The 24,186-nt window shown below is 63.5% G+C and carries 25 protein-coding genes; 22 read left to right on the forward strand and 3 right to left on the reverse strand.

Annotated elements, in window-relative coordinates:
- Positions 1-49: 49 nt before the first annotated feature.
- Positions 50-673: a superoxide dismutase gene (locus tag llg_RS07965; RefSeq protein WP_338289210.1), complete on the reverse strand. Its 624-nt coding sequence runs from the start codon at positions 671-673 to the stop codon at positions 50-52.
- Positions 674-782: 109 nt separating this feature from the next.
- On the opposite strand from llg_RS07965, the gene rmuC reads away from it, so the two are divergent.
- Together rmuC and tnpA are read left to right on the forward strand one after the other, a co-directional pair.
- Positions 783-2,279 (forward strand): DNA recombination protein RmuC, encoded by a 1,497-nt coding sequence (rmuC, locus tag llg_RS07970; RefSeq protein WP_338289211.1) that lies wholly within the window; start codon positions 783-785, stop codon positions 2,277-2,279.
- A gap of 70 nt (positions 2,280-2,349) precedes the next feature.
- Positions 2,350-2,958: an IS200/IS605 family transposase gene (tnpA, locus tag llg_RS07975; RefSeq protein ID WP_338289212.1), complete on the forward strand. Its 609-nt coding sequence runs from the start codon at positions 2,350-2,352 to the stop codon at positions 2,956-2,958.
- A 140-nt stretch (positions 2,959-3,098) separates the two neighbouring features.
- Here the strand turns inward: tnpA and llg_RS07980 are convergent, their stop codons facing one another.
- Both llg_RS07980 and llg_RS07985 read right to left on the reverse strand, forming a co-directional pair.
- Complete coding sequence (locus llg_RS07980) at positions 3,099-4,124, reverse strand: tRNA-dihydrouridine synthase (protein ID WP_338289213.1); 1,026 nt, start codon at positions 4,122-4,124, stop codon at positions 3,099-3,101.
- A gap of 20 nt (positions 4,125-4,144) precedes the next feature.
- Positions 4,145-4,747: a flavin reductase family protein gene (locus tag llg_RS07985; protein WP_338289214.1), complete on the reverse strand. Its 603-nt coding sequence runs from the start codon at positions 4,745-4,747 to the stop codon at positions 4,145-4,147.
- A 108-nt stretch (positions 4,748-4,855) separates the two neighbouring features.
- On the opposite strand from llg_RS07985, the gene llg_RS07990 reads away from it, so the two are divergent.
- From llg_RS07990 to llg_RS08080, 20 genes are all read left to right on the forward strand, one after another.
- Entirely contained in the window at positions 4,856-5,371 is a 516-nt protein-coding gene (locus llg_RS07990) for a hypothetical protein (RefSeq protein WP_338289215.1), read from the forward strand.
- Positions 5,368-5,910 (forward strand): transcription termination/antitermination NusG family protein, encoded by a 543-nt coding sequence (locus llg_RS07995; protein ID WP_338289217.1) that lies wholly within the window; start codon positions 5,368-5,370, stop codon positions 5,908-5,910. Before llg_RS07990 ends, llg_RS07995 begins: the two co-directional genes overlap by 4 nt.
- A gap of 250 nt (positions 5,911-6,160) precedes the next feature.
- Positions 6,161-7,132: a UDP-glucuronic acid decarboxylase family protein gene (locus llg_RS08000; RefSeq protein WP_338289218.1), complete on the forward strand. Its 972-nt coding sequence runs from the start codon at positions 6,161-6,163 to the stop codon at positions 7,130-7,132.
- 7 nt (positions 7,133-7,139) lie between these two features.
- Positions 7,140-8,318 carry a UDP-galactopyranose mutase gene (glf, locus tag llg_RS08005; RefSeq protein ID WP_338289219.1) on the forward strand — a complete coding sequence of 393 codons (1,179 nt, stop codon included), beginning with the start codon at positions 7,140-7,142 and terminating at the stop codon, positions 8,316-8,318.
- Positions 8,315-9,631 carry a nucleotide sugar dehydrogenase gene (locus llg_RS08010; RefSeq protein WP_338289220.1) on the forward strand — a complete coding sequence of 439 codons (1,317 nt, stop codon included), beginning with the start codon at positions 8,315-8,317 and terminating at the stop codon, positions 9,629-9,631. The genes glf and llg_RS08010 overlap by 4 nt, the downstream gene beginning before the upstream one ends.
- A 7-nt stretch (positions 9,632-9,638) precedes the next feature.
- Positions 9,639-10,745 (forward strand): DegT/DnrJ/EryC1/StrS family aminotransferase, encoded by a 1,107-nt coding sequence (locus llg_RS08015; RefSeq protein WP_338289221.1) that lies wholly within the window; start codon positions 9,639-9,641, stop codon positions 10,743-10,745.
- A 24-nt stretch (positions 10,746-10,769) separates the two neighbouring features.
- Positions 10,770-11,882 carry a glycosyltransferase family 4 protein gene (locus llg_RS08020; RefSeq protein ID WP_338289222.1) on the forward strand — a complete coding sequence of 371 codons (1,113 nt, stop codon included), beginning with the start codon at positions 10,770-10,772 and terminating at the stop codon, positions 11,880-11,882.
- Between the two features lie 5 nt (positions 11,883-11,887).
- Positions 11,888-12,820, forward strand: coding sequence for a GDP-L-fucose synthase (locus tag llg_RS08025; protein ID WP_338289223.1), 933 nt, complete (start codon positions 11,888-11,890; stop codon positions 12,818-12,820).
- Positions 12,821-12,840: 20 nt separating this feature from the next.
- Positions 12,841-13,875: a GDP-mannose 4,6-dehydratase gene (gene gmd, locus llg_RS08030; RefSeq protein ID WP_338289224.1), complete on the forward strand. Its 1,035-nt coding sequence runs from the start codon at positions 12,841-12,843 to the stop codon at positions 13,873-13,875.
- Between the two features lie 33 nt (positions 13,876-13,908).
- On the forward strand, positions 13,909-14,991 hold the full coding sequence (locus llg_RS08035; protein WP_338289225.1) for an adenylyltransferase/cytidyltransferase family protein: 1,083 nt from the start codon (positions 13,909-13,911) through the stop codon (positions 14,989-14,991).
- An 8-nt stretch (positions 14,992-14,999) separates the two neighbouring features.
- Positions 15,000-15,767, forward strand: coding sequence for a WecB/TagA/CpsF family glycosyltransferase (locus tag llg_RS08040; RefSeq protein WP_338289226.1), 768 nt, complete (start codon positions 15,000-15,002; stop codon positions 15,765-15,767).
- Between the two features lie 15 nt (positions 15,768-15,782).
- Positions 15,783-16,388: an adenylyl-sulfate kinase gene (gene cysC / locus llg_RS08045; protein ID WP_338289228.1), complete on the forward strand. Its 606-nt coding sequence runs from the start codon at positions 15,783-15,785 to the stop codon at positions 16,386-16,388.
- 124 nt (positions 16,389-16,512) lie between these two features.
- The gene (gene cysD, locus llg_RS08050; protein ID WP_338289229.1) at positions 16,513-17,418 is read left to right on the forward strand and encodes a sulfate adenylyltransferase subunit CysD; all 906 of its coding nucleotides are present in this window, start codon (positions 16,513-16,515) and stop codon (positions 17,416-17,418) included.
- A 51-nt stretch (positions 17,419-17,469) separates the two neighbouring features.
- Positions 17,470-18,714: a sulfate adenylyltransferase subunit CysN gene (cysN, locus tag llg_RS08055; RefSeq protein ID WP_338289231.1), complete on the forward strand. Its 1,245-nt coding sequence runs from the start codon at positions 17,470-17,472 to the stop codon at positions 18,712-18,714.
- A gap of 93 nt (positions 18,715-18,807) precedes the next feature.
- Positions 18,808-19,494, forward strand: a complete 687-nt coding sequence (locus llg_RS08060; RefSeq protein ID WP_338289232.1) for a putative nucleotide-diphospho-sugar transferase — start codon at positions 18,808-18,810, stop codon at positions 19,492-19,494.
- Positions 19,495-19,578: 84 nt separating this feature from the next.
- Positions 19,579-20,346 carry a glucose-1-phosphate cytidylyltransferase gene (rfbF, locus tag llg_RS08065; RefSeq protein WP_338289233.1) on the forward strand — a complete coding sequence of 256 codons (768 nt, stop codon included), beginning with the start codon at positions 19,579-19,581 and terminating at the stop codon, positions 20,344-20,346.
- A 27-nt stretch (positions 20,347-20,373) separates the two neighbouring features.
- Entirely contained in the window at positions 20,374-21,486 is a 1,113-nt protein-coding gene (gene rfbG, locus llg_RS08070; protein WP_338289235.1) for a CDP-glucose 4,6-dehydratase, read from the forward strand.
- Between the two features lie 23 nt (positions 21,487-21,509).
- Positions 21,510-22,739, forward strand: a complete 1,230-nt coding sequence (locus llg_RS08075; RefSeq protein WP_338289236.1) for a class I SAM-dependent methyltransferase — start codon at positions 21,510-21,512, stop codon at positions 22,737-22,739.
- A 5-nt stretch (positions 22,740-22,744) separates the two neighbouring features.
- Positions 22,745-23,278: a dTDP-4-dehydrorhamnose 3,5-epimerase gene (rfbC, locus tag llg_RS23020; protein ID WP_345789193.1), complete on the forward strand. Its 534-nt coding sequence runs from the start codon at positions 22,745-22,747 to the stop codon at positions 23,276-23,278.
- Positions 23,275-24,159, forward strand: coding sequence for an NAD-dependent epimerase/dehydratase family protein (locus tag llg_RS08080; RefSeq protein ID WP_338289237.1), 885 nt, complete (start codon positions 23,275-23,277; stop codon positions 24,157-24,159). The genes rfbC and llg_RS08080 overlap by 4 nt, the downstream gene beginning before the upstream one ends.
- Positions 24,160-24,186: the final 27 nt, after the last annotated feature.

The raw sequence follows: 24,186 nt of genomic DNA on the forward strand, positions 1-24,186 counted from the left end.
AGGAAATCACGGTTTCCGGTGGAGGGACAGGAATCCCTCCGCCGTTGGATCACGCGCCGTAGTTGGCGGCCACCACGTCCCAGTTCACCACGTTCCAGAACGCGGCGATGTAGTCCGGACGGCGGTTCTGGTAGTTGAGGTAGTAGGCGTGTTCCCACACGTCCAGGCCGAGCAGCGGGGTTTCGCCGTTGCCGCCGAAATCCTTGCCCATGATCGGGCTGTCCTGGTTGGCGGAGGAGCTCACGGAGAGCTTGCCCTCGGCGTTCTTGGTGAGCCAGGCCCAGCCGGAGCCGAAACGGGTGGCACCGGCCTTCGCGAAGGCTTCCTTGAACGCGTCGAAGGAACCGAAGGCGTCGTCGATCGCCTTGGCCAGCGCGCCGGACGGAGCCTTCGCGCCGCCGGGGGCGATCACCTTCCAGAAGAAGGAGTGGTTCACGTGGCCGCCGCCGTTGTTGCGCACCGCGCCGCGGATGTCTTCCGGCACCGCCGCGAGGTTGCGGACGATGTCCTCGACGCTCTTCGCCTCGAGGTCGGCCTTGCCGGCGATCGCGTTGTTCAGGTTGGTCACGTAGGCGTTGTGGTGCTTGCTGTGATGGATCTCCATCGTGCGCGCGTCGATGTGGGGCTCGAGCGCGTCGTAAGCGTAGCCAAGTTCGGGAAGCGTGAAGGCCATGGGAGTCGGGAGTTTGGTTTGCGTTCCACCGCGGCGGCGGATAGGCCGGTTGTCGCGTGGACAGCCTAACCAAAGCGCAGCCCCAAATCCCCGCAAGGTAAAATCCGCCATGCCACCCGAACTCCAACAGCATCTGCCCGTTATCCTCGCCGCCGTTGCAGGCCTTTTCCTCGGCTGGCTGCTCACCAGACTGGTCGCCGGAGCCCGCCATGCCGCCGCCGCCGAGCGCCTGAAGGCCGAGGAACGCCGCGCCGCCGAGATCGAGGCCCGTCTCGCCCGCCTCAGCGAGGAATCCACCCTCGCCGAAACCGAGTCCGCCGCCACCCGCACCCATCTCGCCGAGCTGAAGACCCGCCTCGAGGAGGAGCAGAAGTCCGCCAAGGCCAAGCAGGAGCTCCTCGACCGCGCCGAACAGCGCCTGTCCGACACCTTCAAGGCCCTCTCCGCCGATGCCCTGAAGTCCTCCGCCGAGCAGTTCCTCCAGCTCGCGAAAACCTCCCTCCGAGCCCAGACCGAGGAGGCGAAGGGCGAGATCGAGCAGCGCAAGACCGCCATCGAGAATCTCGTCAAACCCGTCGCCGAGTCCCTCGGGAAGTTCGAACTCCACGTCGGCGAGATCGAAAAGGCCCGCATCGCCGCCTACGCCGAGCTCCAGCAGCAGGTGAAAACCCTCGGCGAAGGCCAGAGCGGCCTCCAGCGCGAGACCGCGAACCTCGTCAAGGCCCTGCGCCAGCCCACCGGCCGCGGCCAGTGGGGGGAAATCCAGCTCCGCCGCGTCGTCGAACTCGCCGGCATGCAGGAGCACTGCGATTTCGAAACCCAGCACACCGCCACCACCGACGAGGGCAAGCGCCTCCGCCCCGACCTCATCGTGAAGCTCCCCGGCGGCAAAACCCTCGTCGTCGACTCGAAGACGCCGATGGACGCCTACCTCGATGCGCTCGAAGCCGCGGACGACGCCACCCGCGAGGATGCCCTGCGCCGCCACACCCGCCAGGTCCGCACCCACATCGACCAGCTCTCGTCGAAGAACTACACCGCCCAATTCGACCACGCTCCGGAGTTCACGGTCCTCTTCCTCCCCAGCGAGTCGTTCTTCTCCGCCGCCCTCCAGAACGATCCCGGCCTGATCGAGCGCGGCGTGGACAATGGCGTCATCCTCGCCACCCCCACCACCCTGATCGCCCTGCTCCGCGCCGTCGCCTACGGCTGGCGCCAGGAAGCCCTCGCCGAAAACGCCCGCGAGATCTCCGCCATGGGGCGCACCCTTTACGAGCGCCTCGGCACCCTCTCCGGCCACTTCGCCAAGGTCGGCAAGTCCCTCGATGGCGCGGTGCAGAACTACAACAACGCCGTCGCCTCCTTCGAAAGCCGCGTCCTTCCCGCCGCCCGCAAGTTCGAGGACCTCAAGGCCGCCCCGGAAAACGCCGTCCTCCCCGAGCCCGAGCCGGTCGAGAAACTCGCCCGTCTCCCCCGTGACGTCACCCCCGAGCCGCCCGCCGCCCTGCCGACCATCGCCGTCGTCGAGCCCGAGGACGATTTCACCTTCGTCCCCGACGCCGGCGCCCGTAGCGCCGCGAGCGATCTACGGTCGGCGTTGGAGTAAATTCCACTTCCCGTTGTCGCCTCACGGGCAATCTTTTTGCCCCAACGGGGCTATGTCCCAAAGCCCAGGGTTGCGGCTGCGCCGCTACCCTGGGTGCGCGATGATCGATGAATGCTACGCCGAAGGCGTTGCGTCCCGAGGAGAGCCCGATTCGTATTGGGTATCGAAGACCCTTCATCCCGTTCTTGCGATTTCCGCAAAGGACGACGCATGGTTGGAATCAATGGCCCAATCGCTGTCCGCGGTATATCTCCACCTCGTCTTTTCCACGAAAGACCGTCATCCCTATTTGGGTCATCGGGAAACCCGCGAGGAAATGCACGCGTTCCTTGGTGGCATTTCCCGGCAATTGGACTGCCCTCCTATCATTGTCGGCGGAGTCGAGGATCACGTCCACCTCCTCGCCCGTCAGGCCCGGACGATCTCACAAGCGGATTGGGTGAAGGAGCTCAAACGGGCCTCCAGCCTCTGGATCAAGGATCGTGATCCATCCTTGAAGCGTTTTGCCTGGCAAGCGGGGTATGGAGCATTCTCCGTCAGCGTTTCGAATTTGGAGACGGTCGCGGAGTATGTGGATCGACAGGAGGAGCATCACCGCAAGTCGACGTTCCAAGAGGAATTGCGGATCCTTTTGAAAAAGCACCGCATGGAATGGGACGAGCGGTACGTGTGGGACTAGCCAAACCGTTTTTCCGGACGCAACGCCTTCGGCGTGGCAATCCTCCATCGCCGAGCACCCAGGGTAGTGGCTGCGCCACAACCCTGGGCTTTGGGAAGCAGCCCCGTTGGGACAAAGAGGAATCGACGGAGTCGCGGGCGCTACTTCACCAATTCCCCGAATCCGCAGAACAAACGCGTGTCATCCGGCGGTGTGTCGGGCAGCGCCTCGTCCCGGTCCAGGTGGTCCCGGCACGCCGATTCGAAATCGTCCGGCGTCTTCGCCCGGCAGATCCGGTGATGGAAATCCTGGTCCAGCCCCTGGGTGATGTAGACCATCGTCTTCTTCATCCGTTGCACGTGGGCCAGCTCGTTGAAGCGCTTCGTCTCCTTCGCCAGCTCCGCGTAGAGCTCCATCGCATACTCCAGCAGATCCCGCCGCGTCGGTGCCGGAGGTGTTTCCCCGGCAAACGCGGCCTTCAATTGCGCGAAGATCCACGGATTCCGGATCGCCCCGCGCCCCACCATCAGCCCGGCTGCCCCCGTCTTCTGGATATACGACAGACCAGTCGGTATGTTCACCACGTTTCCATTTGCGATCACCGGGCAAGGCAGGGTTTCCACCGCCAGCTTCACGCAGTCCGGATGCACCGGCGTTTGGTAACGCTCCTCCACCGTCCGGCCATGGATGGTCAGGAGGTCGATCGCATGCTTGCTGAAAACCTCCAGCAGCCGCGGAAACTCCGATTCATCGTGGTAGCCGATCCGGGTCTTCACCGTGAACCGCCCCGGGATGACTTCCCGCAGCGCCCCCAGGATCGCATCCACCGTCTCCGGGCTCCGCAGCAGTCCGCCGCCCGCGTCCTTCCGGCATACCACCGGGGCCGGGCAGCCCAGGTTCAGATCGATCCCCGCCACCGGATGGCGCTGGAGCTCGATCGCCGTCTTCACCAGCGCCGGAATGTCCCGCCCGATCATCTGGGCGAATACCGGTCGGTCGGTTTGGTTTTCGGTGATCGAGCGCAGGATGTAGGGATCGGGCCGGGAATCCGGATAGACGCGGAAGTATTCGGTCACGAACCAGTCCGGCGCGCCTCTCCGCGCGATCACCCGCATGAACGGGAGGTCGGTCACATCCTGCATCGGCGCGAGCACGAGCGAGGGCCGGTCTGGGGCGAGGAAGTCCAAGGTTGCAGAGGGCAGGGGATTCAGGCCGGGCGGATCATTTCGAACTGGTCGCGGGTCGTGCAATACCAGTTAGGCGAGGCCATCCGCCCCACCGGGTGGTAGACGTCGGTGCGGATGCGCTCCTTTTCCGGGTCGAAGAGGTCGTCCCGCACGTGCACCCGTTGGATCAGGCCGAGGATCAGGCGGTTTTCGCCGATCAACTGCACCGAGTGGACCTTGCACTCCAGCGCCGCGGGAGCCGCGGCCAGCCGCGGTGTGGCGATGGTGGAGGAGGGCACCAGTTCCAGTCCCTCCTGGCTCACTTCGCTTGCCCCATGCGGTAGTGCGGCGGCGGAGCGGTTCATCGCCTCGCCCAGTGGTTCGTCCACCAGATGCACCACGAACTCACCCCGCTCCTTGGCATTGAGCGCGGTGTCCTTCGGCGTGCCGTCCGGGCGGTCGCCGGGGCAGACCATCAACAGCGGCGGCTCCGTTCCCACCAGGTTGAAAAACGAGAACGGCGCGAGGTTCACCGAGCCATCCGGGTTCAGGGTGGTCACCCACGCGATCGGCCGCGGGCACACCAGCGAGGCGAGGATCGGGTAGGCGCGGTCCGCCTGCGCGCCGAGGATGTCGAGTTCCATGCCGCGGACCACACCCCATACCGGGCTTCCGGGAAAGGCTCTTCTCATGCCGCGGGCCATTGTTCAAAAAAGTTTGAACAATGGCCCGGTGTCCGCTAATTGGCCCCCATGCCGCAGTCGTCGGAACGGGAGCAAGACGCCACCACGGGATCGCTCGATCCCTTGGAGCGCTTGGTCGTGGATGTCTTCGTCGATGGCGTGAAGGTCCTCGGCCTTCCCCGGTCGATCGGGGAAATCTACGGACTCCTGTTCATTTCGCCCGCTCCCTTGGCCTTGGATGATCTCGTCGAGCGCCTGGGCATCAGCAAGGGCTCCGCCAGCCAGGGCCTCCGCGCCCTCAAGGGCCTCGGTGCCGTCCGCGAGGTCGAGCTCAACGGCGGCCGCCGCACCTACTTCGAGCCCGCCGTTGAACTGAAGCGCCTCGTCGGCGGATTCATCCGCGAGCAGGTCCGGCCTCACATCGACAGCGGCAAGCAGAAGATCGGGAAACTAGCCGAAGCGGCCGCGCTCGAGGTAGACCCCGCCCGCCGGGAGTTTTTGGAAGAGCGTGTCGAGCGCCTGGAGAATTGGCTGAAGCGTGGCGGCATGGTCCTGCCCTTGATCCAGAAAATGCTCGGCCAATGAGTGTCGAGGAGCACAGCGCCTGGTACTGCCTGCGCACCCAGACCAAACGGGAGCACATTGCGGCCGGCCACCTCCGGGAGCTGGAGGGCATCGAGGTCTTTTGCCCGCGCCTGCGCTACCGGAAGGCCACCCGCCGTGGCAAAATCTGGTGGGTTGAACCACTCTTTCCCGGCTACGTCCTCGCCAGGTTCGACCTCGACCAGCTCGAGCGTGCCGTGACCTTCTGCCAGGGAGTCAGGGGGCTCGTCCGCTTCGGTGGCCAGGTGCCCACGGTTCCCCAATCGTTCGTCAATGTCCTCCATGCCGAGATTTCCGAGCGGGAGGCTTCGGAGGGCGATGTCCTCACCGTGGCTCCCGTGATCGACCAGGGTGAGGAAGTCGAGGTCGCCACCGGCCCGTTCCGGGGCATGAAAGGCACCGTCGTCTCCATCGCTCCCGCGGCCGAGCGGGTGAAGGTGTTGCTTGAATTCCTCGGCCAGGAACAGGCCGTGGACCTCGATCTGTTCTCGATTCTCATGCCCCGGAGGCCGCGACCCTGAGCGCGCCCGGGCCTTTGAAATTTCAAATCCCAAATTTCAAATACCCCGGCCTCCGACCCCACCCCCGATCACGTGCTCCGGTTTGTTCATTTTTAGTTGAACAAACAGCCGATTTCACCGTGGATGTCGGTGACCAAAGCCTTTCCGGATGGAGCGGCAGATGGCCATTTCCTGAATCCTGCCCTAGGTTTCTTTTGCGAAAGCAAAGGATCGACCAAGGGCGGCAGCGTGTCAGGCTCCCCGCGCTTCCATGAGTGTCAAAGATCCAGCATCCCTGCGCGGCCAGACCGCCGTCATCACCGGCGGCGCCGGTTTCGTTCCGTCCCACCTGATCGAGCGCCTGCTCGCCGATGGCCTGAAGGTGATCGCGCTGGATAACTTCGTGACCGGCCACCACCGCAATATCGAGCACCTCGTCGGCAACCCGGATTTCCGCTTCATCGAGCACGACGTCTCCGAGCCCTTCGAAATCGACGGCCCGGTGCACTTCGTCTTCCACATGGCCTCCCCGGCCAGCCCGATCGACTACGTCAAGATTCCGGTCGAGACCCTCAAGGCCGGTTCCTACGCCTCCCACAACGCCCTCGAACTCGCCCGGGTGAAGGGCGCGGTCTACCTGGTGGCCTCCACCTCCGAGGTCTACGGCGATCCGGAGATCCACCCCCAGCCGGAAAGCTACTGGGGCAATGTGAACTCGATCGGCGTCCGCAGTTGCTACGACGAGGCCAAGCGCTACGCCGAGGCCGCCACCATGGCCTACCACCGCGCCCATGGTGTGGACACCAAGATCGTCCGCATCTTCAACACCTACGGCCCGCGCATGCGCCTCGACGACGGCCGCGTGGTGCCCGCCTTCATCGGCCAGGCCCTCCGCGGCGAGCCGATGACCATGTTCGGCGGCGGCGGCCAGACCCGTTCCTTCTGCTACGTCTCCGACCTGGTCGAGGGCATCTGGAGACTCGCTCGGAGCAACACCAACGAGCCGGTCAACATCGGCAACCCGCACGAGATGACGATCTACCAGTTCGGCGAGGCCATCGCGCGCCACTTCGGGATCGAGCTGACCGTCGAGAACCGCCCGATGCCGCCGGACGACCCGAAGGTCCGCAAGCCGGATATCACCCGTGCCAAGGAAGTCCTGCATTGGGAACCGGTGGTGGAATTCGACGACGGCATCGCCCGCACGATCGAATACTTCCGCAATCTCATGGTTCCCGCCTGAGCGCCGCGTGCCGGATCAGCCGAACATCGACTTCCTCATCGTCGGGGCCGGGTTTTCCGGCCTCGTGATGGCCGAGCAGCTCTCGAACGCGGGTTGGAAATGCGTGGTCGTCGACAAGCGCGATCACCTCGGCGGCAACGCCCACGACCGTTACGACGAGGCGGGCGTCCTGATCCATCCCTACGGGCCGCACTATTTCCGGACCAATTCGCCGCGGATCGTCGGCTACCTCAGCCGCTTCACCGACTGGCATCCGGTCGATTACACGATCAAAAGCCACGCCGCCGGCCGCTACTGGAGCTTTCCGATCAACCTCAACACCTTCGAGGAGTGGGCTGGCCGCCCCGCCACCACCACCGAATTCGAGGCCTGGCTGGAGGAGCACCGCGAGAAGATCGACCACCCCGCCAATTCCGAGGAGGTGATCATCTCCCAGGTCGGCCGCGATCTCTACGAGCTGTTCTTCGAGGGCTACACGCTCAAGCAGTGGCAACGCCACCCGCGCGATCTCGATCCCTCCGTCTGCGGCCGGATCCCGATCCGCACCAACCGTGACGACCGCTACCTGCGCGAGGAATTCCAGGCCCTGCCGCGCGACGGCTACACCGCCATGTTCCAGCGCATGCTGGCCGCCTCTCCCGGCGCGGAACTCCACCTCGGCGTGGATTTCGAGACCGCGAAGACCCGCTGGAACTACCGCCACCTGGTCTACACCGGGCCGATCGACGAGTACTTCGACCGCTGCTACGGTCCGCTGCCCTATCGCTCTCTGAGTTTCGAGCACGAGAGTTTCACCGCGGAACAGCTTGTGGAACGCGAGCCGGTTTCGAAAAAGCCGGGATTCTGGCAGCCCGCCATGCAGGTGAACTACCCGGACGCCGGGGTGCCTTTCACCCGCATCGTGGAGATCAAGCACGCCACCGGCCAGCAGACCGACGCCACCACCATCGTCCGCGAATACCCAAAAGCGTGGACTCCGGGGGACGAACCGTTCTATCCCGTCCCCGCCGCCGACGCGAAGGCCCTCTACCAGCGCTACGCGGAACTCGCCGCCCGTGAGGAGCACACCACCTTCACCGGACGGCTCGCCACCTACCGCTATTACAACATGGATCAGGTCACGGGCATGGCCCTGACCGAGGCTTCCAAGCTCCTCGAACGCTTCGGCGTTCGCGAACGCGCATGAATCTCCAGCAGAAACTCTCCGCCAAAACCGCCGTCGTCGGCGTCGTCGGCCTCGGCTACGTCGGCCTGCCGCTCGTTCTCGCCTACGCCCGCGCCGGATTCCGCGGCATCGGCTTCGACATCGACCCGAAGAAGCCGGAAGCCCTCCACCGCGGCGAGAGCTACATCAAGCACATCCCCGCCGCCCACGTCGCCGAGGCCCGCGCCGCCGGGACCCTGGACGCGACCACCGACTTCCGTCGCGTTTCGGAGTGCGATGCCATCATCCTCTGCGTGCCGACCCCGCTCGACCACCACTTCGAGCCGGACCTGAGCTACGTCACCGACACCCTGGAGTCCGTGGTGCCGCACCTCCGCGAGGGCCAGACAATCAGCCTGGAGAGCACCACCTACCCGGGCACCACCGACGAGGAGGTCGTCACCCGCGTCGAGGCCGCCGGGTTCAAGGTCGGCACCAATCTCTTCGTCGTCTATTCCCCGGAGCGCGAGGACCCCGGTAATCCCAAGTTCTCCGCCACCAACATCCCGAAGGTGGTCGGTGGCATCACCCCTGCCTGCCTTGAGGCTGGCACCGCGCTCTACGCCGCCGCCTTCGAACAGGTCGTGCCGGTCAGCTCCTGCAAGGTCGCGGAGCTGACCAAGCTGCTGGAAAACATCTTCCGCGCCGTGAACATCGGCCTGGTCAACGAGCTGAAGGTCGCCGCCGATGCGATGGACATCGACATCTGGGAGGTGATCCGCGCCGCCTCCACCAAGCCCTTCGGCTTCACCCCCTTCTACCCAGGCCCCGGCCTCGGCGGCCACTGCATCCCGATCGACCCGTTCTACCTGACGTGGAAAGCCCGTGAATTCGGTGTGCACACCCGGTTCATCGAGCTCGCCGGCGAGATCAACCGCTCGATGCCGAAGTACGTCGTCCACCGCGCCATGGAGGCCCTCAATTCCCGCGGAAAAGCGGTGAAAAGCAGTAAAATCCTGCTCCTCGGCCTCGCCTACAAGGCGAACGTCGACGACATGCGCGAGTCCCCGACCTTCGAGCTGATGGACCGCTTCCGCGACCTCGGCGCCCACGTCGATTTCCATGACCCCCACGTGCCCGTCGTCGGTCCGACCCGCGAGCACATGAACTGGGCGGGCAAGGAGTCCGTCGCTTGGTCGCCGGAAACCCTCGCCTCCTACGATTGCGTGGTGATCTCGACCCACCACGCCGCCTTCGACCTCGCCCAGCTCGCGGCCAGCGCCGACCTGATCGTCGACACCCGCAACGCCATGGCCGCCATCGCTTCCCGCGAAGGCCAGGTCATCAAAGCCTGACTTCCCCATGCCCGTCCCTCTTCTCGACGTCAACGCCCAGAACCGTCCGCTCGAAGCCGAGCTGAAGGACGTGTTCGCCAAGGTTCTCGCCACCGGCCGTTTCATCCTCGGCGAGGAAGTGGAAGCCTTCGAACGCGAGTGCGCCCAATCCATCGGCGCGAAACACGCGATCTCGATCTCCTCCGGTACCGATGCGATCCTGGTGGCCCTGATGGCGCTGGAGATCGGGGCCGGCGATGAGGTGCTGTGCCCGTCGTTCACCTTCTTCGCCACCGCCGGGTGCATTTCCCGCAGTGGCGCCACGCCGGTGTTCTGCGACGTGCGCGAGGACGACTTCACCATCGATCTGGCCACCGCCGCCAAGCGCATCACCCCGCGCACCAAGGCGATCATGCCGGTGCACCTGTTCGGACAGTGCTGCGACATGGACGCGATCCGCGCCTTCGCCGAAGAGCACAAGCTGATCGTGATCGAGGACGCCGCTCAGTCGATCGGTGCGACCTTCAAGGGCGTGCAGTGCGGCAACTTCGGCGAGGTCGGCTGCTTCAGTTTCTTTCCGTCGAAGAACCTCGGCGGCTTCGGCGATGGTGGACTCGTCACCACCAACGACGACGCGCTTGCGGAAAAGATCCTCAAGCTCCGCAACCACGGCATGCACCCGCGTTACTACCACCAGATGGTCGGCGGGAATTTCCGTATGGACGCCCTCCAGTGTGCCCTGCTGCGGGTGAAGCTGCGGCAACTCGATTCCTACGCCGACGGCCGTGCGCGCAATGCCGCGTGGTATGCCGCGAACCTGCCGCTGCCGGCGGATTGCAAGGCACCCGCCGCCTTGGAACATCGCGGCCACGTTTGGAACCAGTTCACGCTGCGTATCGCCGGTGAAGGCCGCCGCGACGCCTTCAAACAGCACCTCGCCGATCGTGGCATCGGCTGCGAGATCTACTACCCGGTGCCGCTGCACCGCCAGGAGTGCTTCGCCAACCTGCCCGCCAGCGACTGCCCGGTTTCCGACGCGCTGGCCAAGGAGGTGCTCAGCATCCCGGTCTATCCGGAGCTGGTCCAAGCCCAGCTCGACGAGGTGGCGCTGGCGGTTGCGGCGTTTCAGGCCTGAGGTTCCCGAATCAATGGAATCCGCATGAGCGGTCCGGCACCCATACGGCACGTCCTACTCCTCGCGCAGGTTGAGCCGCCCATCCACGGTCAGGCCATCATGGCCTCGCTCCTTGCCCGGGAAGCGGCCCGTTGGGAGGATTGCCGGTTCACCGTGGTCAATGCCGCCTATGCGACCGATCGTGCCGGGCTTGGCGGGTTTTCCTTCGGCAAGGTTTTGCGCTGGTTTGGATATCTCGTCCGCGTGACGAAGGAGATCGTTTTCCAAGGGGTGGATACCGTCGTCATGACGCATGCCTTTTTCAAAGGTCCTTTCTTGAAGGACAGCGCGTTTGTGTGGCTGGTGAAAGGCTTGCTCAGGAAGCGCTTGTTCGCGTGGGTCCACATGGATCCTTCCCGGCTGGGCTTCGGTTCGCTGCCCGGGTGGCTGGCCCGCCACGCGGAAGCCACGCTGCAATTGCCGGACCGCTGGGTGGCTTGCTCGCCGGCTTTGACCTACGGATGGCCGCGGGAGATCCCGGCCGACAAGGCCACCGCGGTTTGCAATGGCATTCCCGATCCTGCCGGAGACAAGCTGGCGACCCCAGCGGATTCGAAGCGCGTCGTCTTCCTCTCCGCCATGACGGAGGAGAAAGGCTGGCGTGAATTGTTCGAGGTAGGCCGGCGCTTGTGCGCGGAATCTGTCGACTTGGAAATCGCTTTCTACGGCGGCGCAGGGGCAGGTGAGACCGAGGAGTCGCTCCAGCGATTCTTCGTCAACGGGCCGTTCCCCGATCGGATGACTTGGTACGGGGCCACCTGGGGAGAGGACAAGGCAGCGGCCTTGCGTGCGGGAGCGGTATTCTGCCTGCCGTCGTGGACCGAGGCATTTCCTCTCGCGGTGCTGGATGCCATGGCTTTCGGGTTACCGGTCATCGCCACGCGGGTGGGCGGAGTCGCTGATGCCGTTGTTCCCGGGAATGGCGGCTGGTTGGTTCCGGCCCGGGACGAGGCGGCGCTGGAAGCGGCGCTGCGGGAAGCCTTGGGTTCTTCCGCGCAAAGGCGGACGATGGGTGAATTCAACCGCGCCCGCTTTCTCGAAAATTTCAGCGTGGAGGCGTTCGGCCGCGCTTGGCACCGTTTGATTCAGGCCGCATGATTTCCATGAGTAGGAAACTCTTCATCGCTGGCGACCGCGGTATGGTCGGTTCCGCCTTGGTTCGCGCGGCCTGCGGGTATGACGTCCTCACCGCCTCCCGCGCGGAGCTCGATCTGCTCGACCAGCGCGCGGTCTTCGATTGGCTGGCGGAGAAAAAGCCCGATGTCGTGGTGATCGCCGCGGCCAAGGTCGGCGGCATCCACGCCAATGCGACCTACCCGGCGGATTTCATCTACGAGAACCTCGCGATCGAGATGAATCTCATCGAAGGCAGCCGCCGCGCCGGGGTGCCGCGCGTGCTTTTCCTCGGCAGCTCCTGCATCTACCCGAAGCAAGCACCGCAGCCGATGACGGAGGACTGCCTGCTGACCTCGCCGCTCGAGCCGACCAACGAGGCCTACGCCATCGCCAAGATCGCAGGGCTGAAGCTCTGCCAGCACTACCGCGCCCAGCACGGCCTGCTCTACCACAGCGCGATGCCGACGAACCTCTACGGGCCCGGCGACAACTACCACGCCGAGAATTCCCACGTCATCCCCGCGCTGATCCGCCGCTTCCACGAGGCGAAGGAGCGCGGCGACGCCTCGGTCACCATCTGGGGCACCGGCACACCCTGCCGCGAGTTCCTTCACGTGGATGATCTCGCCGCCGCGTGCCTGCACCTGCTGGAGCAGGACAATCCGCCGGATTGGGTGAACGTCGGCACCGGCGAGGACCTCACCATTCTCGACCTCGCCATCCTCGTCGCGGAAACCACCGGTTTCGCCGGCGAAATCCTCACCGATCCCACCAAGCCGGACGGCACGCCGCGCAAGCTGCTCGACATCTCGAAAATCCGGGCCACCGGCTGGTGTCCGACCATCGGTCTGCGTGAAGGCCTTGCCGCGGCCTACCAGGATTTCCTCGCCTCGCTCGGCACCGCGGCGGCCCGTCTCTAACTGCCATTGCACCCACCCCCATGAAACGCGCGCTCATCACCGGCATCACCGGTCAGGACGGCTCCTATCTCGCGGAACTGCTGCTTGAGAAGGGCTACGAGGTCCACGGCATCATCCGCCGCTCCTCGACCTTCAACACCGACCGCATCGACCACATCTACCAGGACCCGCACCGCAGCGACAAACGACTGCTCCTGCATTACGGTGATCTCGCGGACGGCACCAATCTCGCGAAGCTGCTTTGCGAGATCCGGCCGGATGAAGTTTACAACCTCGCGGCCCAGTCCCACGTCCGCGTGTCCTTCGATGCGCCGGAATACACCGGCGATGTCACCGGCCTCGGCACCCAGCGCTTGCTGGAGGCGATCCGCCAGACCGGCCTGATCGAGCACGTCCGCTACTACCAGGCCTCGTCCTCCGAGATGTACGGCAAGGTGCAGGAGGTGCCGCAGACCGAGACCACCCCGTTCTGGCCGCGCTCGCCGTATGGCTGCGCGAAGATGTATGCCTACTGGCTTACCATCAACTACCGCGAGGGCTACGGCCTTCACGGCAGCAACGGCATCCTCTTCAACCACGAGTCCCCGCGTCGCGGCGAGACCTTCGTGACCCGCAAGATCACCCGCGCCGCCGGCCGCATCAAGATGGGCCTGCAGGACAAGCTCTTCCTCGGCAACCTGGACGCGAAGCGCGACTGGGGCTACGCAAAGGAATACGTCGAGATGATGTGGCTGATGCTCCAGCAGGACACACCCGACGATTACGTGGTCGCCACCAACGAGACCCACTCGGTGAAGGAGTTCGTGCAGGAAACCTTCGGCCAGCTCGGTCTCGATTGGGAACAGTACGTCGATTACGACAAACGCTACGAGCGCCCCGCGGAAGTCGACCTGCTCATCGGTGACCCGGCGAAGGCCAAGCGCCAGCTCGGCTGGGAGCCGAAGGTGCTGTTCAAGGACCTCGTGAAGATCATGACCGAGGCTGATCTCGAACTCGCGCGCAACGAGCGCGCCATCGCCCTCGCCACCGGCAAGCCGGTGGGGGCCGAACGCTGAATTCCTCCCGGTTTCCGGGAAACCCCTCGCTGCGTGAAGAAGGTCTTCGTTTCCGGCTGCTACGACATCGTGCATGCCGGGCATCTCCAGTTCTTCGAGGAGGCCCGTGCCCTCGGCGACCACCTGACGGTGTCGTTCGCGTCCGAGGAGGTGCTGTGGATCCACAAGCGCCGCCGCCCCTCGATCCCGGACGAGCACAAGAAGGCGCTGTTGGAGGGGCTGCGGACGGTGGACGAGGTGGTCATCGGCAACGGTCATGACGAGGGCATCGATTTCCGCGAGGACTTCCTGCGCATCCGGCCCGATTTCCTGGTGGTCACTGAGGATGACAAATATGCCCCGCTCAAGCGCGCCATCTGCGCCGAGGTTGGTGCCGAATACATCGTCCTGCCGAAGACCCCGCCGAAATTCACACCGGTCTCCACCTCCTCGATCGTGCGCTGGGTGCAGGCTCCGACCGAGGCCCCGCTGCGGGTCGACTTCGCGGGCGGCTGGCTGGATGTGCCGCGGTTCTCGCGTCCGGACGGCTACGTGGTGAACTGCTCGATTTCGCCGCTGGTGTCGCTCCGTGAGTGGCCCTACGAAAAGCAGGCCGGTCTCGGCGGCTCCGGAGCCTGGGCGCTGCTCAATGGCAAGGATGGCGTCGATGCCGAGCTCGACCTCGGCGTGGGCTGGCAGGATCCCGCCGTGATCCGTGAAACCGGCCTCTGCGTCTGGCGCTCCGGCCAGCGTCCAGTGCTCGATTTCAAGCGCAACGGCGACTTCCTCACCGGCTGCCTGGCGATCCTCTGGACCGGTGGCGATCACGACACGCCGGGCGTGGTCGAGCGGGCCCGCGATTACGACACCATCGCCGCGTCCGGCCGCATCGCGCGGGACGGCGTGCTCCATGCCGATGCCGCCCGTCTGGCCGAGGGCATTTCGCTCTATCACCGTGCGCAGTTGGAGGAGGGGATGATCCCGCTCCCGGCCATCGAGGGCAGCCTCGCCGCGAAATACTGTGGCGGCGGCTACGGTGGCTATGCCGTCTATCTCTTCCCGGATCCGATAGTCCGCGCCGCGGCGCTTTCCCGCCATGCCGACCTCCGCGCGGTCGAGCCGTTCTGCAAAGTCTGAGTCCCACCGTGTCGATCGAGACCGTCCATGTCCTGGGAACTCCCGTCGCGGTGACCAACCGCGCCGAGGCGGCCACGACCGCCATCGGCTGGGCCCGGCTCGGTGACCGCGCCCGCGCGGTGGAGGCGGCGGACACCCATGTGATCACCCGCGCCCGCCACGAGCCGGAATTTCGAGCCGCCCTAAGGAACTTCGATCTGGTGTGTCCGGATGGCATGCCGCTGGTGTGGGCCATCAATGGCGAGGTCGATGAAGCCCGGCGCCTGACCGAGCGTGTCAGCGGAGCCGAGCTGATGGGCGAGATCTTCCGCCAGTCCGCCTCGGATCCGGCGCTGAAACACTTCCTGCTGGGAGGCAGCGACACACTCCTCGAAACCCTCCAATCGAAGCTGGGCGATGCCTTTCCCGGCGCGACCATCGCGGACGTTTACTCGCCGCCATTCGGTCCGTGGCCGGAGGATGAATTCGAGCGGATCTGTGATCGCATCCGCGCGTCCGGCGCGAACTTCGTGTGGGTCGGCCTCGGTTGCCCGAAGCAGGAGCGCTGGATCGGCGACCATTTGACGCAGCTTCCTCCCGCGGTCTATTTCGGCATCGGCGCGGCGTTCGCATTCCACGCCGGCACCGTCGAGCGGGCTCCCGCGCTCTGCCAAAAGCTCGGGCTCGAGTGGGCCTACCGGGTCTACCGCGAGCCGAAGCGCCTCTTCCGCCGCTATTTCACCTACAATTCGCTCTTCCTCTGGTACTCGCTCCGCGACCGCATGCTCGCGGAGTGAACCGATCCCTTTCCCATGGCCGCCACCAACATCCACACCGAGTTCCACCGCTTCCTCAACCGCCAGGACAAGGAAGCCCTGCTCGGCCAGCGCGGTCTCGTGATCTGGATGTACGGCCTCTCCGGCTCCGGCAAGTCCACCATCGCGAACGCCGCCGAGCGCCTGCTCCATGAGCAGGGCCGTTTCACCGTGATCCTCGATGGCGACAACCTCCGCTCCGGCCTGAACGCCAATCTCGGCTTCTCCGATGAGGACCGCCTCGAAAACGTCCGCCGCGTCGCCGAAACCGCCAAGGTCTTCGCCGCGAACGGCATTGTCACCTTCGTCTCGGTGATCACCCCCCGCGCCGCACTGCGCGATCTCGCACGTGGCATCGTCGGCGATGATTTCTTCGAAGTCTACGTTCAGGCCAGCTTCGAAGCCTGCGCCCAACGCGACGTGAAAGGCCTCTACGCCAAGGCGGCCAAGGGCGAGATCCCGAACTTCACCGGCCGGGACAGCTCCTTCGAGGCTCCGGAGCGCCCCGATCTTCTCCTTGATACTGAGGGCACCACGGTGACCGAGGCTGCCGCTTCCTTGCTGGACGCCATCCGGGACCGGATTTCCGACGGGAATTCCTGACTGAAATAGTAAACTTGGTAATTATTGCTTGCGGTGGAGCTGCTGCCTCATTACCTCCGCCCCGCGCCTGCGCGTGAGTCCGGTCGTTGAGTCCAGGCTCCCACCCATCGAAGTCCTTCTTCCCGTGCCCAACTACCAACTCTCCCACCTCGACCAGATCGAAGCCGAGGCGATTTTCGTGCTCCGCGAGACCGCGGCGCAGTTCCAGAACCCGGCGCTTCTCTTCTCCGGCGGCAAGGACTCGATCGTGATGGCGTGGCTCGCCCGCAAGGCCTTCTGGCCCGCCCGCATGCCGTTCCCGCTGGTCCACATCGATACCGGCCACAATTTCCCGGAAACGATGGTCTACCGCGATGAGTTCGTGGAAATGCTGGGTGCCCGCCTCGTGGTCGGCTCCGTGCAGGAGTCCATCGACACCGGCCGCGTCGTCGAGGAAAAGGGCCCGAACGCCTCCCGCAACGCGCTCCAGACCGTGACCCTGCTCGACACCATCGAGCACCACCAGTTCGACGCCTGCCTCGGTGGTGGCCGCCGCGACGAGGAAAAGGCCCGCGCCAAGGAGCGCTTCTTCTCCCACCGCGACGACTTCGGCCAGTGGGACCCGAAGAACCAGCGCCCCGAGCTCTGGAACCTTTTCAATGGCCGCAAGAACTCCGGCGAGCACTTCCGCGTCTTCCCGCTGTCCAACTTCACCGAGATGGACATCTGGATGTACATCAAGCGCGAGAACATCCCGCTGCCATCCCTCTACTTCGCCCACAAGCGCGACACCCTCGTCCGCAACGGCGCGATCCTCGCGATCTCCGAGTTCGTCCAGCCGCGCGAGGGAGAAACCGTCGAGCACAAGCAGATCCGCTTCCGCACGATGGGCGACGCCACCATCACCGGCGCGATCGAATCCGACGCCGTGACGCTCGACCACATCATCGATGAGGTCGCCGCCGCCCGCCAGACCGAGCGCGGCAACCGCGCCGACGACAAGCGCTCCGAAACCTCCATGGAAGACCGCAAGAAGGAAGGCTATTTCTAACCGACCTCCTCCTTCTTTCCGCACTTCGAAATCCGCACTCCGAAATTTTCCATGGACCTTCTCCGCTTCACCACCGCCGGCTCCGTCGACGACGGCAAATCCACCCTCATCGGCCGCCTCCTCTACGATTCCAAGTCGATCTTCGAGGACCAGCTCGAGGCCGTCGAGGAATCCTCGCGCCGCCGCGGTGACGAGCACGTCAACCTCGCCCTGCTGACCGACGGCCTCAAGGCCGAGCGCGAACAGGGCATCACCATCGACGTGGCCTACCGCTACTTCGCCACGCCGAAGCGCAAGTTCATCATCGCCGACACCCCGGGGCACATCCAGTACACCCGCAACATGGTGACCGGCGCCTCCACCGCGAACCTCGCCATCATCCTGGTGGACGCGCGCAAGGGCGTGATCGAGCAGACCAAGCGCCACAGCTTCATCGCGAACCTGCTTCGCATCCAGCACGTGGTTGTGTGCGTCAACAAGATGGACCTCGTCGACTACTCGGAAGAGGTCTACAACCAGATCGTGAAGGACTACGAGGCCTTCGCCTCCCGCCTCGACAACATCGTCGACATCACCACCATCCCGATCTCCGCGCTCAACGGCGACAACGTCGTCGACAAATCGGACAAGATGTCGTGGTTCCAAGGCCCATCGCTGCTCTACCACCTTGAGCACGTCTACATCGGCGGCGAGGAAAACCACGTCGACGCGCGTTTCCCGGTGCAGTGGGTGATCCGCCCGATGAGCGACGAATGGCACGACTTCCGCGGCTACGCCGGCCGCGTGGCGGGTGGCGTCTTCAAGCCCGGCGATGAGGTCACCGTGCTGCCCTCCGGCTTCAAGACCCACGTCAAGGCCATCCACACCCCGGAAGGCGAGATCTCCGAGGCCTTTGCTCCCCAATCCGTCTGCCTCACCCTGCGCGATGAGATCGACATCTCCCGCGGCGACATGCTGGTGAAGAGCAACAACCCGCCGAAGGTCGCCCAGGACATCGAGGCGATGATCTGCTGGTTCTCGAACAAGCCGATGCCGCCGCGCGCCAAACTCGTGCTGCGCCACACCACTCGCGAGACCAAAGCGGTCGTGCAGGAGATCAAGTACCATGTCGACATCAACACCCTTCACAAGGTCGAGGATGTCGAAGGCTTTAACATGAACGACATCGGCCGCATCACCCTGCGCACCGCGGTGCCGCTGCTGCACGATTCCTACCGCCGCAACCGCCACACCGGCTCGTTCATCCTCATCGATCCCGGCACCAATGAAACGGTCGCCGCAGGGATGATTCTCTGACACAGGGAGCAAGGACATTCCTGTCCTTGTTTCTTAAACTCTCCGGAAGTCTGTAGCCATTCTGCTTCAGGCTTCCGCTTCACCTCGCCGCCGATGAAAGTCTTCTGCTGCTTCACTCCGGCGCACGAGATCTTATTCTCGGGCTACTTCCAGCCCTCGCTGCCCTCCGATTTCGAGGTTTGCTCCACGCTCCTCGATCTCAAGGGCGCGGGCGACTTCTACAGCAAGGAATTCCTGGAGTGCATCCGCCGGAAGATCGACCTGATCGTCCGCAGCATGGAGGAGAACGCCGGCCAGGTGATCCTGTGGAGCGACGTCGACATCATCTTCCTAGATGGCACCGCGGCGGATCTCGAATCGATATACGGGGCATCCGGCAAAGAAGTCCTCTTCCAAGCCGAGGGCCCGAAGACCACCGAGGTGAACACCGGCTTCATCGTCTGTCGTGCCACTCCCGCGATGGCGGATTTCTTCCGCGAAGTGGGTGCCCGCCTCGCGGCTGATCCCGGTAAGAATGAACAGGCGGTGGTCAACGACATGCTCCGCGAGGGGGCCAAGGTCTCCTGGAGCACGCTGCCGCTCGAATACTACGCCCGCACCCACGGCTGGCCCGCCCCGGCCAACATCCGGATCTACCACGCGAACTACACCGCCGGAAAGGACGGCATCGGCCAGAAGATCCAGCAGTTCCGCGAGATGCGCGCCATCCGGCGTTACGGATTGGTTGCCAAATTGTGGTATGGCTTTGGCAAGGCGTTGCGCAAGTTGCGCGTCGCCTAGCGGTCGGCTCTTCTTTTATTCTCCCTTTTGGGGAAGAACTCGTCATGGGGACGGGCGCTATCCTCCTTGGGCATCATCATCGACATGAAAGCAGTCATCCTCGCCGGGGGGCTCGGCACACGTCTTTCGGAAGAAACCTCGCTCAAGCCGAAGCCCATGATCGAGATTGGCGGTCGGCCGATCCTGTGGCACATCCTCAAAATTTACAGTTCCCACGGCATCAACGATTTCGTGATCTGTGCTGGCTACAAGGGGTATGTGATTAAGGAATACTTCGCGAACTACTTTCTGCACATGTCGGACGTCACCTTTGACATGGTCGGAAACACGATGGAGGTTCATCAAAAGAAGGCCGAACCTTGGAAGGTTACGGTCGTCGATACGGGGGATGAAACCATGACCGGGGGACGGATCAAAAGAATCCGACCCTATGTGGAAGGAGAGACATTTTGCTGCACCTATGGAGACGGTGTCGGCGACATCGACATGACGGCTCTGGTCGCGAACCATCGGGCTTCGGGACGGGAAGCCACATTGACCGGAGTTCAGCCTCCGGGTCGCTTCGGGGCACTCAGCATCGAGGATAACGCGATCACCGCCTTCCAAGAGAAGCCGGAAGGAGATGGATCGTGGATCAACGGTGGATTTTTCGTTCTTGAACCATCGGTATTCGATCGCATCGCTGGAGACTCCACCGTTTGGGAACGGGAACCACTTGAGGGCCTCGCGAGCGAGCGCCAGCTCGGTATCTACCGCCACCACGGATTCTGGCGACCTATGGATACCTTGCGGGACAAGCTAGAACTCGAACGCCTTTGGGATACGCGCTGCGCGCCGTGGAAATCCTGGTGACCGACCGCCGCCTTTGCATCGATCGCCATGAACGTTTTCGGCAACGTCTACAGTGATGCCAGTGTCCTGCTCACCGGCCATACGGGATTCAAGGGTTCTTGGATGGCCCAGTGGTTGCTACGCTGCGGGGCGCGGCTCACCGGCTACGCGCTGGATCCACAGCCGCATGAGACGCTTTATCGTGACCTCGGCTTGGAGGACAGACTGGCGGCGGATCATCGGGGAAATCTTTCCGATCTCGAACGGCTCACGGCCCTCGTTTCCTCGGTGAAGCCTCGCTTCGTCTTCCACTTTGCCGCTCAGCCTTTGGTTCGTTTGTCCTACGACATCCCGGTGGAAACTTTCGCGACCAATGTCATGGGGACCGTTCATTTGCTGGAGGCCGTTCGGCGTAGCGGCCACGCATGCACTGTCGTCGTGATCACCACGGATAAGTGTTACGAGAACCGGGAATGGCTTCACAGCTACCGGGAGGAAGACCCGATGGGGGGGCACGATCCTTACAGCGCCTCCAAAGGAGCCGCAGAGATTGCCGTCGCTTCCTATCGGCGCTCCTTCTTCGATCCGGGCGGCAAGGTTGCCGTGGCTACCGCCCGGGCTGGCAATGTCATCGGTGGCGGGGATTGGGCAATCGACCGGATCGTGCCGGATTGTATCCGCGCCCTTCGTGCCGGTGAATCCATTCCTGTGCGTAACCGCGTCGCCACCCGCCCTTGGCAGCATGTCTTGGAACCGCTCTCCGGCTATCTTTGGCTCGGTGCCGTCTTGGATGATCCGGGCTTGGCGGCCTATCCCAGTAATACGCAGTTTCGCTCCGCATTCAATTTCGGCCCCCGCCTCACCAGCAACCGCCCCGTCTCCAGTCTGGTGGAAGAACTGCTCCGCCATACCGGTGGCCATTGGATCGATTGCTCCGATCCTGCCGCTCCCCACGAGGCCTCCAAACTCAATCTCGCCATCGATAAGACGCACCACCTTCTCCAGTGGCAGCCCGTATGGGATTTCCCCGAGACCATCGCCCGTACCGCGGAATGGTACCTGGCCGAACAACGTGGAGAAGTTCCCTCCATTCTTTGTGACAAGCAGATCGAGTCCTACCAGACCGCGGCCGCCGAGGCTGGCTTGTGCTGGGCTGTCTGAGATTCCTTTCATTCCTCCAACCCGTGAATAAATCCCACTCGTGCCGCAGTTGCGGCTCATCCCATCTGAGAAGGTTCCTGGACTTGGGCAACCAACCGCTTGCGAACAATCTGCCGCGTCCTGATGACGCGTTGGATCGCGAACCCCGCTTCCCTCTTCGGGTTGCCGTTTGCGAGAGCTGCCGATTGGTTCAGATCGAGGATACAGTGCCCCCCGTCACCTTGTTTGGTGAATACCTTTACTTTTCCTCCTTTTCGGACGCGATGGTCAGGCATGCGGCCGAAGCGGTTGTCGTCCATACCGGCAGCTGCAATCTTGGTGTGGATAGCTTCGTCGTCGAGATCGCCAGCAACGATGGATATCTCCTGAAAAATTTTGTCTCCGCGGGCATTCCCTGCCTGGGCGTGGAACCTGCTGCGAATATCGCGGAAGTCGCGGTGGCCTCAGGGGTTCCAACCTTGTGCGAATTCTTCGGCGTTGCCACGTCGGCCAAGGTGGTCGCGGAATACGGGCAGGCGGATCTGATTCTGGGCAACAATGTCTTTGCCCATGCTCCCGACATCAACGACTTCATCGGAGGAATGGCCGGCCTGTTGAAATCCGGTGGCCGGATCGTGTTGGAGTTTCCTTATTTGGGGAACTTCATCGACAATATCGAGTTCGACACCGTTTATCACGAGCATGTGTTTTATTTCTCGGTTCTTGCGCTCGCTCCCGCTTTCGCGCGCCATGGGCTCGAGATCTTCGATGTCACGCTTCTGGACATTCACGGTGGTTCGCTCCGCCTTTCGGTCGGCCATGCTGGCGTGCATGAGAAGACCGTGGCGCTTCAGGAACTGGTTGGACAAGAGAAGGCGGCGGGCATGGATGCTGACTACTACTACGATAGTTTCTCCAAGCAGGTCGAACACCTGAGAACCCAACTCGTGGAGCTTGTCGGGGAACTCAAGGAGGCGGGGCATAGCCTCGCGGCCTACGGGGCTTCAGCAAAGGGCAGCACGCTCCTGAACTTCTTCGGGATTGGGCAAGGCACGCTCGATTTCGTGGCGGACCGCAGCACCTACAAGCAAGGTCGGCTCACGCCCGGCACTCATCTCCCCATCGTTCCACCGGAAGCCCTGTTGGAGCGCATGCCGGATTACACGCTTCTGTTGACTTGGAATTTCGCGAAGGAAATCCTTCTTCAACAGGACGCTTATCGGAAGGCTGGTGGCAAGTTCATCATCCCGCTTCCCGAACCCACGATCGTTTGATCTCCATGGAGATTGTAGCGGGCAAACTCCCGGGCGTTCACGTCATCGACGCTCCCAAAAGGGGAGATGAACGGGGTTATCTTGTGCGCACCTACTGCGAGGATCATTTCCGGAATGCCGGGCTGAACACCCATTGGGTCCAATGCAGCCTCACTCATACTGCCCGCGAGGGCACTCTCAGGGGCATGCATTTCCAGACCTCTCCATTCGGGGAAATCAAATTAATCCGCTGTGTCAGCGGTAGTGTCTGGGATTGCGTGGTGGACCTCCGCCCGACATCGCCCTGCTTCGGACAGTGGGAAGCATACGAGCTCAGCGAGGCAAACGAGCGGTCACTGTATGTTCCGGAAGGAGTCGCGCACGGGTTCTATTCACTCACGGATGATGTCCGGATGCTCTATCAGATGTCAGCTCCTTATTCGCCGGAGCATGCCAGTGGAGTGAGGTGGGACGATGCGGAGCTTTCGATAGATTGGCCGCGGCCACCGCGCCTTGTTTCCGAAAAAGACCTGGCCCTGCCTTGGTTCCAAAAGCGGTGAAAATTCTTCTTACAGGCGCGAGCGGGTTTATTGGTCGTGAGTTGGCTCCACTGTTGATGGCAGCCGGTCATGAACTCACCATCCTGGCGAGGGAAGGAGGCCGGGAGGTGCCCTCGGATGTAGAGCGCCTCGCGGCTCCCGTTGGCGAATGGGTGTCCGCAGTCGGAAGCCGCTCCTACGACGTCTGCATCCATCTTGCTTGGATCGCCACGCCGGGGGTCTATTTACACTCGGAAGAAAATGAGATCTTCGCAGATGTTACCTTGGCCCTGGCCGAAGTTCTCTTTCGGAACGGGCTCAGGTATTTCGTTGGAACCGGGACTTGCATCGAGTACTCACCCGACCAAAGCGAGATCTGCGTGGAGGATGTGACTCCCACAGAGCCGATCCACCCTTATTCCCTCGCCAAGGACCGAACCCGGCGCGGATTGGAACAGCTCTCCGTCGACGCGGAGGCGGAGTTCACCTGGGCACGGGTTTTCTATCCTTATGGCCCTGGGGAGCACCCAGCGCGCACTATCAGTAGCTTTCTCCGCGAATTGCGCTCCCACCGAACCGTGACTCTCCGGAATCCGGGTTCCGTGAAAGACTTCATCCACGTCCGCGATGTCGCGACGGCTTTTTTGAAGGTCGCGGAAGGGAGCGCTCCACGGGGAGTCGTCAATATCGGCACCGGTAGGGGAATCTCCATCCGTGAAATCGCATTGCGTGCTGCCGCGGCCACTGGCGCTGATGCTTCTTTGATCACTGCCGTTGGCGATCCGCCATACGATCCCTACGGCTGGCATGTTGCGGATATCCGAAAGTTGTCGGCCACCGGATGGCGGCCCGAAATCGATATCGACACCGGCATCCGGCAAATTCTCGAAGTCCTTCGCTGAGTCGGTGTCATCGTCCGGCCTCTCTAA

The sequence above is a fragment of the Luteolibacter sp. LG18 genome (assembly GCF_036322585.1).
Lineage (GTDB): Bacteria > Verrucomicrobiota > Verrucomicrobiia > Verrucomicrobiales > Akkermansiaceae > Luteolibacter.

Bases quoted from the DNA above. Each gene is read 5' to 3' on its own strand.
- llg_RS07965 (WP_338289210.1), bottom strand. From the start codon at position 673: ATGGCCTTCACGCTTCCCGAACTTGGCTACGCTTACGACGCGCTCGAG.
- rmuC (WP_338289211.1), top strand. From the start codon at position 783: ATGCCACCCGAACTCCAACAGCATCTGCCCGTTATCCTCGCCGCCGTT.
- llg_RS07985 (WP_338289214.1), bottom strand. From the start codon at position 4,747: ATGGAACTCGACATCCTCGGCGCGCAGGCGGACCGCGCCTACCCGATC.
- llg_RS07990 (WP_338289215.1), top strand. From the start codon at position 4,856: ATGCCGCAGTCGTCGGAACGGGAGCAAGACGCCACCACGGGATCGCTC.
- llg_RS07995 (WP_338289217.1), top strand. From the start codon at position 5,368: ATGAGTGTCGAGGAGCACAGCGCCTGGTACTGCCTGCGCACCCAGACC.
- llg_RS08000 (WP_338289218.1), top strand. From the start codon at position 6,161: ATGAGTGTCAAAGATCCAGCATCCCTGCGCGGCCAGACCGCCGTCATC.
- llg_RS08010 (WP_338289220.1), top strand. From the start codon at position 8,315: ATGAATCTCCAGCAGAAACTCTCCGCCAAAACCGCCGTCGTCGGCGTC.
- llg_RS08015 (WP_338289221.1), top strand. From the start codon at position 9,639: ATGCCCGTCCCTCTTCTCGACGTCAACGCCCAGAACCGTCCGCTCGAA.
- llg_RS08020 (WP_338289222.1), top strand. From the start codon at position 10,770: ATGAGCGGTCCGGCACCCATACGGCACGTCCTACTCCTCGCGCAGGTT.
- llg_RS08025 (WP_338289223.1), top strand. From the start codon at position 11,888: ATGAGTAGGAAACTCTTCATCGCTGGCGACCGCGGTATGGTCGGTTCC.
- gmd (WP_338289224.1), top strand. From the start codon at position 12,841: ATGAAACGCGCGCTCATCACCGGCATCACCGGTCAGGACGGCTCCTAT.
- cysC (WP_338289228.1), top strand. From the start codon at position 15,783: ATGGCCGCCACCAACATCCACACCGAGTTCCACCGCTTCCTCAACCGC.
- cysN (WP_338289231.1), top strand. From the start codon at position 17,470: ATGGACCTTCTCCGCTTCACCACCGCCGGCTCCGTCGACGACGGCAAA.
- llg_RS08060 (WP_338289232.1), top strand. From the start codon at position 18,808: ATGAAAGTCTTCTGCTGCTTCACTCCGGCGCACGAGATCTTATTCTCG.
- rfbF (WP_338289233.1), top strand. From the start codon at position 19,579: ATGAAAGCAGTCATCCTCGCCGGGGGGCTCGGCACACGTCTTTCGGAA.
- rfbG (WP_338289235.1), top strand. From the start codon at position 20,374: ATGAACGTTTTCGGCAACGTCTACAGTGATGCCAGTGTCCTGCTCACC.
- rfbC (WP_345789193.1), top strand. From the start codon at position 22,745: ATGGAGATTGTAGCGGGCAAACTCCCGGGCGTTCACGTCATCGACGCT.